12 protein-coding genes are annotated in these 14430 nt (G+C 41.6%); all 12 read right to left on the minus strand.

The window, feature by feature from the left end; translation table 11 throughout:
* Positions 1 to 58: 58 nt before the first annotated feature.
* Positions 59 to 3754 carry a hypothetical protein gene (locus CDC37_RS02195; protein ID WP_096620285.1) on the minus strand — a complete coding sequence of 1232 codons (3696 nt, stop codon included), beginning with the start codon at positions 3752 to 3754 and terminating at the stop codon, positions 59 to 61.
* A gap of 21 nt (positions 3755 to 3775) precedes the next feature.
* Positions 3776 to 4264, minus strand: coding sequence for a GPW/gp25 family protein (locus CDC37_RS02200; protein ID WP_096620286.1), 489 nt, complete (start codon positions 4262 to 4264; stop codon positions 3776 to 3778).
* 109 nt (positions 4265 to 4373) lie between these two features.
* Entirely contained in the window at positions 4374 to 4667 is a 294-nt protein-coding gene (locus tag CDC37_RS02205) for a PAAR domain-containing protein (RefSeq protein ID WP_096620287.1), read from the minus strand.
* A gap of 36 nt (positions 4668 to 4703) precedes the next feature.
* The gene (vgrG, locus tag CDC37_RS02210) at positions 4704 to 6476 is read right to left on the minus strand and encodes a type VI secretion system tip protein VgrG (RefSeq protein ID WP_096620288.1); all 1773 of its coding nucleotides are present in this window, start codon (positions 6474 to 6476) and stop codon (positions 4704 to 4706) included.
* Positions 6473 to 7189 (minus strand): CIS tube protein, encoded by a 717-nt coding sequence (locus CDC37_RS02215; protein WP_096620289.1) that lies wholly within the window; start codon positions 7187 to 7189, stop codon positions 6473 to 6475. The genes vgrG and CDC37_RS02215 overlap by 4 nt, the downstream gene beginning before the upstream one ends.
* 3 nt (positions 7190 to 7192) lie before the next feature.
* A complete protein-coding gene (locus CDC37_RS24650) occupies positions 7193 to 7369 on the minus strand; it encodes a DUF5908 family protein (protein WP_172892744.1) in 177 nt (58 codons plus the stop codon).
* Between the two features lie 26 nt (positions 7370 to 7395).
* Positions 7396 to 7872, minus strand: coding sequence for a phage tail protein (locus CDC37_RS02220; RefSeq protein ID WP_096620290.1), 477 nt, complete (start codon positions 7870 to 7872; stop codon positions 7396 to 7398).
* Positions 7873 to 7972: 100 nt separating this feature from the next.
* A complete protein-coding gene (locus CDC37_RS02225; protein ID WP_197707036.1) occupies positions 7973 to 8410 on the minus strand; it encodes a phage tail protein in 438 nt (145 codons plus the stop codon).
* A 438-nt stretch (positions 8411 to 8848) separates the two neighbouring features.
* Positions 8849 to 10285: a phage tail sheath family protein gene (locus tag CDC37_RS02230; RefSeq protein ID WP_096620291.1), complete on the minus strand. Its 1437-nt coding sequence runs from the start codon at positions 10283 to 10285 to the stop codon at positions 8849 to 8851.
* A gap of 28 nt (positions 10286 to 10313) precedes the next feature.
* Positions 10314 to 11522 (minus strand): hypothetical protein, encoded by a 1209-nt coding sequence (locus CDC37_RS02235; RefSeq protein ID WP_231943195.1) that lies wholly within the window; start codon positions 11520 to 11522, stop codon positions 10314 to 10316.
* Positions 11523 to 12113 (minus strand): DUF4255 domain-containing protein, encoded by a 591-nt coding sequence (locus CDC37_RS02240; protein WP_096620292.1) that lies wholly within the window; start codon positions 12111 to 12113, stop codon positions 11523 to 11525.
* A gap of 857 nt (positions 12114 to 12970) precedes the next feature.
* Positions 12971 to 14308 carry an ATP-binding protein gene (locus CDC37_RS02245; RefSeq protein ID WP_096620293.1) on the minus strand — a complete coding sequence of 446 codons (1338 nt, stop codon included), beginning with the start codon at positions 14306 to 14308 and terminating at the stop codon, positions 12971 to 12973.
* Between the last annotated feature and the right edge of the window lie 122 nt (positions 14309 to 14430).

Consider the following 14430-nt stretch of genomic DNA (forward strand, 5'->3'; position numbering starts at 1 on the left):
TTATGGTGATTAATTGTAGCTCCTAACTACCAAACATAGGAATTTGAAAGCTGGGTAATTATTCATTCCCATTTCCTCCTTCCCCTCCCTCCTCTTTTAGTGGTAATAAAATCATCTTTTCTAAAGCTTCATAACCCAGAGTTCCCGAAATTAGTTTTTCATTCGGAACAACTTCACTAGTTGCATTGATTTCGTTAATAATATGAGTTTGACCATTGCTGACAACGGGAATCGAGGTCAGTAGAGAACGGGAAGTAGAAGCGATCGCTTCCCGAACATTCCGTTGATTTTCTCGTTGATTTTGGTGATGCATCTGAAAATCCACCACATAGTCAACGTAATATTGCTGTTCAACAAAATTGAGAATTGCAGAACGATAAATAACACCACCAAAATGCATTTCTGTCCCCGGATCGACCGTCCAAGGTGTGAGAAAACGAATTATTCCTCGATCTAACTCGCGGGAATAATAGCCAAAGTTGTTGTCATAGGGAGATTTAAATCTGACTGAAAATTCGACTTGAATACCTTCATATATCGGATTAACAACTTGAATATCAACCCAAGGGGAACAAACAGTGAGCAAATATTTCTTGATTTTCTCCCGTAGGTTCAGATTAACTTTAGGTTCTAGTTGCTGGAGGATGGATTCCGGTGACAATTTGGGAATTACCACTAAAGTTACAGTTCCAGGTGCAAGTTCATTCAACTGTTGACCCTCTATTTTTCCGTGGTTAATACAACGTACCTGATGAATTTGCGGGAATTTTTCTAATACCAACCGCTCGTAATCAAAGATGGTGACAGCTCGACCTTTATGACGCAAGTGTTCGCTAATGCGGGTGTAAAAATAACTCGGTTGTTCCTTAATTTTGCCACCAAAGGAATTATAGGGTTGGTCAATTTTTTTAATAGCTGCGGTGGGAACAGCTAATTTAGTAATGGTTCCAGGTTCTAAGGGATTTGCTAAATGTTGACCATCATTTCCTGCATCGATAAAAGTTACCCTTGCAGCTTGGGTATGAATACCAATAATTTTACAAATAGCTCGAATGCGGGATTTTACACTAGCTTTAATCCAGTGTAAATTTGAGTCGAGAATCGTATTATGCTTGTTAATTTCCTGGGGAATTGGTACATTAATGATACCGGAAGCAATTAACCCATTCGTGTTGTCAATAATAATGCTTTTTTGCAAGGAAATCCAGTTATTATCTTGGAGATAATACCACTCCACCTCTGCCTTTTCTAACTCTCCATTTGCACTTTCTTCTACTAATTGAAATAACAAGGGTAATGCTGTGGGTGGTTCGAGATTTTCCAATCCAATCAGTAATTCTCCCTCGTTGAGAAACTGGGGTAAAAAATAGGGTTTTTGTTCATCCCAACTTGCAAATCCATCAAATGGGTGGAGATGGAATAATTTACAATCTTTTTTCTCTGCTACTGCTGTATATTTGAGAGATATTTCTTGAATTACTGGTGTTAATGGTTCTTGGGGAATGATTGCCTCGTCAGAAAAATCTACGTAGTATCTGGAAGAAGTAGCTTTAAAGATGCCATTATTGTTTCTGTAATAAGCTCCAATAACTGCTTGTCTTTTCAGACCTACATTCGGTACGTTAATTTTATTATTAGTTGCAGCAGCTAAAACCTGACGTGCTAACACAGCAGGATATTCATCGTGGAGAAAATCACTACCAGTTAGCTGTAGACGTATAAAGCCATTTTGACTATCGGGGGTGAAAGCTTCCACGATTTCAGCGTTAGCAACAGAATCTAGTTTTAGGTTTGCTAACTCACCTGTAAGGGAAATTTCCCCACTATCAAATAAATTTGGTTGTGTGGTAGCTGTGTTCCAGATTTTGTTACCAAGAGAAGATATCGCTAATTTCCCCGGTTGAAAATTAGAGTTTAGGGTAACTTGATCTGGGTTGTTAACATCAGAAGCACCATCATAAGCAGCGTAAATATCTAACCAGTTTTTGGGTTTTTCTTTCTCTAACTCCAGATAAATAGTAAGTGCTGTCAAGTGCTTCTGAAATACTTCCTGACTACCAATGTAAAAGTTTGCTTTGGTTTTGGGTCTGATACCAAAAGGTTGAAAGGGTTTGGTCGGGTCTAATATTGCAAAATCATTTTGCAATACTAAGTTACGGACTTCTATATCTTTGGCTTGGATATTTAACTTAGTCAGTTTGAGCTGACGAAAATAACTATAGGCAGATAAACCATTTACTAGCACATCATCTTTTAATAATAATCTTGCCACTGGTTTATCTAGGGAAAGTTTTGCTCCAGGTAATTCGGGATTGTAAATACCAATTGCTTCCTGCTCAGATGTCAGCTTAACTTCTAATTTGAGGGTATTATTTTCTAAGCTGGTTTCACTGATTTGTGGTATGATAATCTCCCCAGCAATCCAATCTTTTTTACCACTAAATTCAATCGTAAAAATTTGAGGTAAATCGCTGGCTTTAACTGCTACAACTTTTTGCTCAAAAGTCAAAGTAAAAACTAAGGTACGGTTTCCTTCCCGCAAATAAAAAATATTTGAGGCGATCGCTAACCCTATTTGACCATGTTTCCGTGTATTATCGCCAAAGGGCAACCACGCTTTAACTACTTGTTCCTTGGGAAAATCTCCACCCTCACCGTCAAAACTGTTCGCTTGGGATGAGGTATGTAAACCCAGTAAATTTTCCGGTTGATTACCTGTAGCAATTTCCTGAGAATTTAAAAACAACCCTTTCAAACTAGCTATTTGGGCTTTGTGGATTACCGTTTCTTCATCCAACTGATAAAATAAATCAGCACCACTAGCATCTTTACCAGCAAGAAAGCGAGTTTTAGCATCCAGTTTATATTCCGTTGGGAATTGAGCTAGTTCAAATATTAAGTGAGCGCTATCAGGTTCCCCAGGGCGATCGCGCAACCTTAATACTTGACGATAGAAAAAGTCCAGATGTCTTTGGGTCATGCGATTCAGGTCATCCCGAACTGGTCGCATCACCTCCCAAAAGGCAAAATATAAGGATAAATGGGGTGGATGATCCTGTCGTTTTTCTAAACTGTCCCGAAGATATTTAGGAGCTATGAGGATAACTTGACGATAATTTTGAAACAGTGCTTGAAAAACAAAATCCAATTCTGCTCGTGCTTCTAAAACTGTACCAGTCACAAGTATCTCAGTAGGTTCTATCTCCCAACTAATTGACTCTGGAAAAAATACCTCCACAAATTTTTGATAAAAATCTGGTGTTTCTAAAGTAACCCGATCAAAGGAATACATCCTTTTGAGAGGTTCCCGTAAATTAGTTTGCACCAATCCGGCGATCGCAGATTTGAGGGGAGTATAATCTTCTAAATTCTCATACCAGTCTTGAATGCGCAGCAAAATTCCACGCCAGCCAGCCAATATCGGCTTCAGAGCCTCACGAGATGGATTTTCGAGGAATTTTTCCAAATGCTGCCGATACTCGTCCTTGACCCTTTCTGGACGGTTTTTGCTAATCAAGGCGATCTGCACAGGGGTGCTATGAGTAAAAAATTCCTGCCAATTTCCATCTGCTGTATTGTCATCTTTGTAATAACTAACCTGTTGACTAAGCTTGTAAGCAAAAACCAAAAAATCAGCCAAATCACCCTCGTCAATTTTGACGAAATCAGGTGACAGAGCTGGAAGTTGTCGCTGTCCTTGACTCACACCATCGCGGATTAATGGATTTTTCGGTGGTTCGCGGCGGATGTTCATGGGTTTCTGGAGCAAAAGAAATCAAATATCAGTAACATTGGTTACACCCCCTAATCGCAGATTCACGGGGATTTCGCCTGTATTCACAGCTGGAAGTAAACTACCAGTACTTTCTTCGAGGTAGAAGGGATAGACCAAATTAAAGCGAGAATTAGTATTAATAATTGTGTAGTCGATGGTGAGCTTTACACGTCCTTCCAATTGTTCATCCAGACTTAGGTCTAAACTGTTCAGCAGGATGCGCGGTTCGTGATAGAGGATAGAAGTACGCAGCTGTTCTTTAATACTACTAGTGATAGTGGGACTAAGAGGTTCAAACACAAAGTCTTGGAGATTACAACCATAGGTAGGTTGCATTACTCGTTCTCCCAAACTGGTGGATAGCAAAATTTGCAAACTTTCACAAATATCCTCCTCCCCACTCACTAACCGTACATTCCGAGAACCTCGATCAAAGGTGGGTGGAAATCCCCAACCAGTTCCTAAAAAAGCTTTGTCATTGTTTTCCATGTTAAATAATTTTGAATTTTCTTGTTTAGATCAACTCAATCCAAAATCCAGAATTACGGATATTTGACAAATGCTTCACAAGACACGACATGTCGCGTCTCTACATTTGTTACCCTCCAATCAACACATTAAATGCTCCCAGGACAATGGAACCTCCGTGAGCAGTGGTATCTCCAATCCGAACTGCGGGTTTTCCTCCAATCATCACCGTTGTTGAACCCAAAATGATCGTATCGGTCGGTCCAGTACAGGTACAGGTATCACCGACTACAGCTGCTGGTAGTCCACCAATCAAAACAGTGGGAACTCCCGGAGCAATAATTGGTCCACCCACATGGGGGACAACCCCTGTCACCATTGGACAAATATGCATATCCGTCAGACGAGCTGCTGGTTTTCCCATTGTGTTCTCTTCCCTTTGTATATTTAGTAACTGATTTTAATTAATTTGTACTAATGAACCTTTTAAAATCGCGATCGCACTGGTAGAAACTTCCGCTCCTGCATTACCTTGGGCTTTAAATTGAGCATTTGCTTTCACCTGCACATTCAACCCTTCAATACTGGTATCTTGTGTAGCTTTGAGTGTCAGTTTACCAGTAGCTTCCAAAGTAATATCTTTAGGGCTTTTGATGCTGATACCCTTATCATTCATGGTCATGGTATTACCGTTTTGGTCTTTCAAAGTAATACCTTTATCCTCATCGGAGATGATAATTTTGTTACCTCCCGGTGTTTCCAAAGTGATAATTTTCTTCCCATCGTCAAAGCTAACTTTCATTTGCGATCGCGTAAAAAAGCCCTTATGATGGTTTTCATCTTGAGCTTTGAGGGGAGCTGGTTTAGCACTACTGTTGAGCATTCCCAACACAATCGGGTCACGGGGGTCGTCGTTGAGAAAACCCAGTACTACCTCATCGCCAATTTCCGGACGGAAGAAGGAACCACGATTATTCCCTGCATCCAAAGTCGCAATCCGCGACCAAACCCCCTCACTTTGGGAATCAATTATCGGGGTTTTCACGAGAATGCGGTCTTCCCCCTTGGGATCATCCTTTAACTGCACTACCACCCCAATTTGCAAGCCGTTGACACCAGGAAGGAGTCCGGATGCAGGTCGTTCTCCAATATCTGTCACCTGGTAAAACCACTGAGGCTCCATACCCAAATACATGTAAGTATACCAAGTGCCTGCAATCATTTCGTGGCGTATACCAGAAACATAGGCTAACCCGTTAAAACGTCTACCCATTCCCTTCAGTTCTACTAAAGTATCAGGTTTAGCATTAGGGAACCCAACAGTCTTCACCTTACCTTGAATTTTCGCCAATCGACTTTTCAACAGTTGAGCATTAGCCCAAGCTTTGAGTTCAGTCTGTTCCACCTGACCACCGTGACGTAGTTCCCAAGCATCGGGAGCGATCGCATTTGCCAATGTTTTACCTGATAAATTACCCTGATTGTTAACTTGTGGTTCGGTTGCGGTCACTTCCAGTAAGTTCTGGTTGGTATAATTCCATGCCTTAGCTTTAACTGTTTGGTGCTGGGTTCTTGCGTCCATTTCGGCAGCAAATTCCAGTAGATTCACCCCATAGGTGAGGGTGACTGTGGGATTACCACTGGTATTAGGAGCTTTAACCTTGAGTTTTCCATCCTCCACTAAAACAATCAACCCATTTATTTCTGCCCGCGAGAGAATAAAATCCCAATCATTGGCGTAGTATTGGACAATTTCCGGATGTGTCGCAGAAGTACTTGCCACATCCCCAGATATACCACTGTAACCGCCAATAATTTCGGCGATCGCATCGCTATCTTTTTGTTCGCGAAAATACCGACAGTGACGACCGATGGTTAACCTGGTAGCAACATCTTTGCAATCGAGGATGAGTATCGAGTCCCCATTTGCGCCGACTTTAATCGCATGTTTAACAATCAACCCTTGAAACATACTTTTGTCATTGCCATCATAACCAATGGTAATTTCCACCTTGTTACCGGGAATTAAGTCTGCTCCGTCACTAGCTGCAAAGGTTTCTGAAGCAGCAGCACCATCCCGTAAGACAATTTGTGCTGTGGGTATACGGTTCACCGCTCGATGTACCGTCAAAGACAACACAGTATAATCATTCGTGATGTCTTTCCCCTCAGAGAGTAACTTGAAGGTGGCGACATTATAAAGTGCATTTTCTGGAATAATTAGATCGGTCATAATTCCGTTTTATCCAGTGGGGGAAATCTCAAATCGGTGTTAGTCTTTAAACAGCGGAAATTAACCAAACCGTTAACTTTAGCAATTTGTAGATAATAGGATGGGTCGTCATAGATGCGATAGGTCATCACAGGTAAAGTATCACCTGCTGTCACCTTGCGCTGATGGGTGAGGTCGGGAGATTTCTTGTTTTCCTCCTGTAGCCTCTTTTTCATCTCAACATAGCTGGTAAAGGTTGCACTCAGCTTGGCTCGCAGGGGTTTACCATCGGGGGTAAAGAGGGTGTAATTAACCTGGACATTGGTGAGAACACAGTCAAAGCCATACTTACCGTAGCCAAAAGAAAACTCCCCCCACAACAGACGCAGAAAATTCGGCTTGTGGGTATCAGGATTCATTTGGTAGGTCAGTCGGAAAAATTTCTCTATTTGTCCAACTACATCTCGGTGAAATTTACCCGGATTTTGCTTGTCGGGGACTACCCCAGTTCCATCGAAGATAAAATCAAGCTTAATTTCCTGGGGTGGAGTAAATTTATATGTTAAGTCGTTCTGCTGAGAACCTTGAGCTTGCTTGCGATTGTATTCAACTTGAAACTGTTGGGAAAACTGCTCCGGATTGATGGGTAGATCGAAATACCCAATCTTACTTTGGTAGCGATCGTCCTTATATATCTCCAGTTTTACCTTAGTTAGTTCACCTGTTGGTGGCATAAATTAGCGCTCCGATTGTTCCTTGAGGATGGCTAATACCTGTTCTACACAGGCAGCAATAATATCAGCGTGATTCTGATTTTCTGTATTATTTGCTGCTTGGCTTTGATTTGTGTTTTGCCCCTGTCCCCCATCATTAATGGAGGCTTTGATCACCAACTCTCTGATTTCCAGTGGCATAATATAATTCTCCAATTGCTTAAGGGCTATTTTTGCCTCTCGAAATAGCTGTAATTCAACTCCAGAGATTCAATGGCGATCGCATTTTGTTCGGCATTAAAATCTGAAACTGACCATTTCTTCGGCCAAGCATTAATCACATTCCAAGTAACGAGTGGTTCGATATTGGCAGCAGAATTTTTCGCAGCACCTTGCACATGTAACAGCCTTACCAGCAAATTCATCGGACGGATATCAAATTTGACAATGGCATCCATACACCAATTCACCATCTGGGAATTTTTTACTAAGCCTCGCTTCAGTACCAACGGGCTATATTTACTGCGTACTGGTAAGGTATGCTCAAACCGATTTTCCCCTCCCTCCTTAAGGGATTCCGTTTGCATATCTACACTCAAACCAGTAACACTTTGAAAACGGGTTTCGACATTTTGCTTATCCAGGCTTTCACTCAGAAATATCACGTCAAAAAAGAAACTAACAGGAGGATAAGTATATACCATCGCTCTCCTCAACTTCGGCAAAACAGACTTCTAAACTGTTCTGGCAATAAATGCAACAGATGAATTTTGCTTGTAGAGACAGGATACATCGCGTCTCTACTTAACCGTTTTCAATTGTTAATCCTTCATGCACAATTTCAATCGTCTCAATTGCTACCTCATTCCCATCACTTTTCAAGTCGGTAGAAGTAGCCTTTGTTGGCCAAGCCCGATTCACCTTCCAAACCACCACTGGCTCATGCTTCTCATTCAGAAGACTAATCGTTAAATCCCGCCGTTCAATAGTATTCAATGCCACCGTATTCCACCAAGTAAAAAACTCATTATCTCCCTTCACCGTCCCCCTTTTCATTGTAATTGGACCATACTTCTGCATTCCTGGCATTTGTAACTTGTTATACTGAGGCATGTTTCCTTCCCGGTACTCAATTGCCTGAGTTTCCACATTCAGTCCCGAAACTTCAGTAAAGCCGATACGTTTACCACCCCAGTCCACTTGGAAATGAAACTTCGGTAATGGATAGTTAATGTCAGTCATAGGATTTTGGATTTTGGATTTTGAATTTTAGATTTGAGATTTTGGATTCTCAATTGGAGTATGAATCCAGATTTTGAGCATTATCTTCCCTTCTGAGAGGATGTTTGGAAAGCGTCAATAAATACTTCATCAACCACTTATTGAAGAGAGTAAATAGGCTCAAACTGTATATTTGTCGTTAGAAACTGTACAGACGAGACATGTCGTGTCTCTCCCGATTCTCTTCTGCCTGTACAGACGACCTGACGGGTCGTCTCTACTCCCAAAAAACGAGCTTGTTAAGTATTAAAATCGACTTTTAATACATCCTCTGAGAGTCTTAGGGTGAGGTCATTAAATTACCGAGAGCATCCCAAATAAAATTTATTTTTTGTCGTGAAACTCTCCAACCCAACTTCACACCCCACGCAAAACAGAGGTTTTACCCCCTTACTTCCATTAGCTTTCCTGCATCTTGTGGGAGAACTTGAGGATAATAAACTCAGCCGGACGTACCACAGCCATACCAATTTCGATAATCATCCGACCTTCGAGAATATCCAGTGCCGTCATCGTTTCATTTAACCCCACTTTCACATAAAACGCTTGCTCTGGTTTCGCTCCAGCTAATGCACCAGCTCGCCATTGCAAGGTAAGAAAATTCTCGATCATCGCCTTCACCTTCACCCAGGTATTAGCGTCATTCGGTTCAAACACAAACCCTTCCGTGGCTTTCTTGATCGATTCTTCCGCCATATTGAAAAATCTTCGTACCGGAACATACCGCCATTCGTTATCGTTACCAGCGAGGGTACGGGAACCCCAAATTAAGGTTCCTTTACCGGTAAAAGCACGAATCGCATTGATTGATTTACCTGTAGGATGAACATTTAGTTGATCCTGCTGGTCGTTGGTAATTTTCAGGGTTGGTTTGATTACTGAAGCAAGAGCGACGTTAGCTGGGGCTTTCCACACACCACGGGTATTATCGGTACTTGCATATTGACCCACCACTAATGGCGAAGGGGGTAGAACTAGGGGCATTTGATCAATGGCTGCCTTGATCAAAGCATATTGAGTACCGTCTGCACCAGGTGTTAACACAGGGTTGAAAGCATTCATCTTTCCTTCTTCCGTTTCATCCCCCCCATCCACACGGCGAAAGATACTAACTTGATCCTCGTTATACAGATAGTTGAAGATGGTTTCAACATTAGGGGTGTAAATGGCGCTGTATTTTAGCTTCTCTAAAGGTAGGCTTAAATCCCGAAAAGCGTTTGCTGCATCCAGGATGGTTTGGGGTGGAGCCAAAAGTTTGAGATCCATGACTGTAAACCGATCCTGTAATTTATCACATTGATCTAAAGCAGCAGTCATTAAGCTCGCGTAGTCTGCATCACTTAGAATTTGACTTTCGGGAAAAACCAGCAGAGTCACTTCATCTTCCTTGGCAACTTCCGCCAAACCGTTTCGCAGGGCGTTAACATCAATAGTACCGTTCATTGGACCAACGGAGACAATGTAGCAAGGTCCACCACCATTATCGAAGAAAGCCTGCATTGCGTAATACAAGTTATTGGGACTGGGAGTACCAATACGAGCATTTACCTTTCGTTCAACTAGGTTGCCATTTTTATTCGTGTCCTCGATTAAAACTTGGATAGTCGTTTCACTGTTGGCTTTACCAAAAAATAATTCGTATTCCAGCAACGAAGTGATCCGTATTGGTCGCAGTATGGGATTAGCAGGATCGGCGTGAAAGTCTTCGACACCGTACTTAGCCATTTGAGTGTAGCCAATGAAGGCTGGAATCGCGGTTTCAACCTGAGCAACGGAGGGGGGAAATTTGGTGATTTCCTCAATATAAACCCCTGGAGTTTTGTAGGTACTTGGCATATTTGGATACTTAGTAATCAGTGATTAGTTACAAGTGGATATCGGAAAAAATGGCGATCGCATTTTCTTTGGTTTCTGGTTTAATCAGTGTCACTCCTGGTGCTGGTAAAGGTTGGCCTTTGCCGTCGCTCAGTAGACGCTGGGGTCGTCGTCGCAGTCCTTGGGGACGCTGACTAAAGTAGGTTTTATCATCTTGTAATTGAAAATCAGGTAGCTCATCTTGGTTGAATCCGTGGGGTTGTTCGTAGCGATATCGCCAATGGGTAGCCCGGTTTTTAAAGCGAATTACGTAGGTTTGGGGACGAATTCGGGTTTTTCCTTCCTGGTATTGCAATAGGGAAAAAGCCGGTGGAACTAAATTCTGATTGAGAATAATTTCTACTAAGGCAAATGCATCACTCCTGGTCATCGGGTCATAAAGGATAAATTTTTCCACAGGAGTATTGTTTAGATGTAGTTGATAGCAACCAGGGAGTTGACCAGAAAAATTCAGGTTCACAGCGATCGCATTTCCGGAAATATGATTCTCCGGTACTGTCACCTTTTGTTTCCAGGTTTCCAGTTGGTTTGCATCTACCAAGGTGAAGTGAAAGGTCTCACCGGGGTCTGCTCGACTCAAGGTATGTATTTTCAATAATACCTGTTTTGCTAGTCTATCTAGGGAGGAAACATACTGACTACCGGGAAAACTATCCCAATCACGAGTATCAGGAATATCATCAACTGATGTATGATTCCGTAATCCCTCTAGGGTTTTACCATCATGGGTTACCAATTGTCCCAGCTGATAGCTTGTGCGGGGAGCGTAAACTGGTAAGGGTTGGCTCAGAAATAAAGCATGACCTTGATTCGCCGATAAATTGGAAAAATAATAAATTTGCTGACCAGGTGTACTCAGGGATAAATTTGTGTAATTACTAAAATAGCGATCGCGCACTACTAACCAAAATGTTAATCGTTGCGGACGATCTACTGGTATCTGGGTTTGATAATCAGGATGGGAACTAGCAGAATTTATTTTCTCCACATCAGCAAAAATACTTGCTCCCCAGGGTTGGGGACGAAAAATCCAGCGCAGATTTTTCAGCACCCGTTGACAATGCGCAGTCGGAACCAGAGTTAATATCGATGATATTTCATAATTTACTCCTGGTAAGGTTGATGGATCGGGTTGACCCAAGTAATAATCATGCCAGAGTTGCAAATTCAGAATTTGTTTATATAAAATCTTCATCATCTAGCCCCGACCTGACTCATTCAAATTCATTTCACTAATTACAGGTGATTCTGCTTGCCGTTTTTGCACCTCTAAGCTAACTAGACGAGCGCGATACATAACAAAAGGAATCTGTTTACCCCCCAAAGTCCCCCAAAGATGGTTCAGTTGTTCAAAGGTCAAAGAATACAAATCTAAAATAACTCGGACATTTTGTGACATCCCTGAACCGGTGGGTGTTGTCAGTGGTGAAAATTCCCTCTGGAATTGGAAAAATTCAATCACTCGTGATAGGAGTTGCAAAGCTGTTTCGTGCTGGTTGTGGAGAACGGTAAAGAGAATAAATAAGTTCAGGTGAACGGGGGGATTTTGGTAAACTGCACGACCATTTTCTAAACGATAATTAGAACCATTCTTGAGTGTAGTCTCCTCCTGAAGATTAACCAGACTCATCACTACATGTCCATTTAGTTGGTTATTAGTACCACCTAGTTCTTGGGCTGTGGCAATATTATCAATGATGACAATCTGAGCTGGTTCAAGCTGTGGCTCAACCTCTCGAATATAACGCTGTAAAGCAAGCTGTATTAGCCGCATTGCATCAATAATCATGAAAGTTGGAGATTTCCGGATGTTACAGAATTATCTGACTTGTAAATAGGGAATAGGGAAAAACTACTTTCATATATTCTGGTTTTAGTAGTACATGTAGGCGACTCAGGGAAACATCAACAATTGATGAGGAGACTCATATTTTGCTCAGGTTTCCCCGTTGAACTTAACTAATTCACAATCAAGAAATGAGATTTTTCTGATGGCGATTGCCTGATTAACCCAACTTCCGCAATCCATTTAGACAGCAATCACTTAAATGGTTTACATTTACTAGTGACCTGTCAATATGAACAAAATAAGTAAGTTGGCGAGAAATAACCATAAATGCGCAGCATCTTCTTTCTTAGATTGAAGAGTACTATGTAAAGAAAAGTCTCTTTATTTAGCTTGCGGTTGCGCCTAGAGCGCTCTTTGCCCAACTACAAGCAAACAAGTGATAATTATGCACGCCAACTTAAACTTACAGCAAAATCAAATGATGGATATATCATCATTTCATTTTGAACTCAGACACGGGTAAAATGACCCCCATTACCGTACTTCGACAAGTTCAGTACACATTCATCAAAATCAAATTGACAGACGATTAGAAGCTAGTTACTAAAGGTCTGATAAACGGAAATTCCAACTGTGAACAGGGGAATGATTGCAGCACAGAAGTGGGAAAATTGACAGGAACAGCTTGAAATTAACGAGTATAAGCGAAAACACCCCGGAGGAATAGGTAAAATCTTCAGTGTTGTTATGTGCTGCCTACTTAAAAACAATAGACTTTTTTTGTTTTGATGGGACTGAATGTAATAAATATTTTCATTTTCTGTACATCCACCACTATCACCTGTGTTGATTGAGAGTTATAAAATCTTACCGGATTTGCTAAATTCTCGTTTAATAGCCTTAATTATCTGTTCTTGGTTAATCACTGCATGACCACTTTGTAATACTTGCAAACAGCAATGCTGCACCACATTCATAATTTCCGAACCCGTCAGCTCGTAAGTACTAGCAAGATAACCTAAATCCACCTCCGGAGTCAGTTCGACCTGGGGAGGAAAAGCCATTTGCCAAAGCTGCGATCGCTCTTTGGGGTTGGGGATGGGAAATTGGATCAATGATTGAAATCTTCGCAGAAAAGCTTCATCAATGTTGCTTTTGAAATTGGAAGACAGAATCACCAATCCATCATAATTTTCCACCCTCTGCAACAGATAACTTACCTCCTGATTCGCGTACTTATCATGGGCATCTCGAACATTTGTGCGCTTACCAAATAAAGCATCAGCCTCATCAAAAAACAAAATCCAATCCTTACTTTCTGCCCTTGCAAACAGATTTGCCAGATTTTTTTCCGTCTCCCCAATAAACTTTGATACCACCATCGACAGGTCTACTTTGTAAACATCTTTACCTGTATATTTACCCAAAAGACTAGCTGTCAAGGTTTTACCAGTACCAGGAGGACCATAAAAAAGGGCACGGTATCCCAATTTTAACTTTCTTTTCATTCCCCAGTCGTAGAGAATAGTTGCACCGTGGGTAATCCAGGCTTCCAAGTCACGAATTTGTTGTAAAGTCTGGGAATTAAGGACTAAATCCTCCCACTCCATCTCCGTGGTGATGTGTTGAGCAGGGAAATCCAGACTAAAATGGGGGCGGGAAAAGTGTCCTTGGGTAAATAAGTCAATATAATCCTGGGTCATCACCAATTTCCCACTCATCACAGGTTCGCCATCACCAGGTGGTTCCAAATACAGGACGCGATCGCGAGCAAAGGGATGTTCCTGACTGAAAATTTGCTGAAGTAATAGACGTTGACCCAAGTCATGATTACTGAGAATAAATATTACCGTTTCCCCCGTGGGTAAAAATCCCCGATGGGATTTACCACGCCAACCACCGATTTGGGGATAGTCACCAGCTTGCGGTAACTGAGCCATAATCAGGCGGTCGAAAAAATCTGGTTGCAGGTGGGGAGCTAGGGCAATCAGTAAAGTTAACAGGGCGGCATTGTCTAATTGATACTTACGAATATAGCGGGTGAGGGGACTCTCGGTTGTTAGCCAATCTGCTGGTGGATTTGGTAGCTGGCTGTGGGACTTCCCGTTGCCATGAAATTCCCCATCCATTCGCCATTGAATCACCTCCGCCAAATAGTTTAGCCCCGTTTCCAAGGTATGGATATTTGATAGCATTATTGGTTTGGGATTGCAAATCTCCGAATAAAAATCTCTGAATAAGTGCTGATGCAAAATAATATATATAAATATACATAAATATATATAATGTCCGCAGCAAGAAACCTTGGCGAAGCCTT

Source organism: Calothrix sp. NIES-3974, from assembly GCF_002368395.1.
In the GTDB taxonomy this organism is placed as follows: Bacteria; Cyanobacteriota; Cyanobacteriia; order Cyanobacteriales; family Nostocaceae; genus NIES-3974.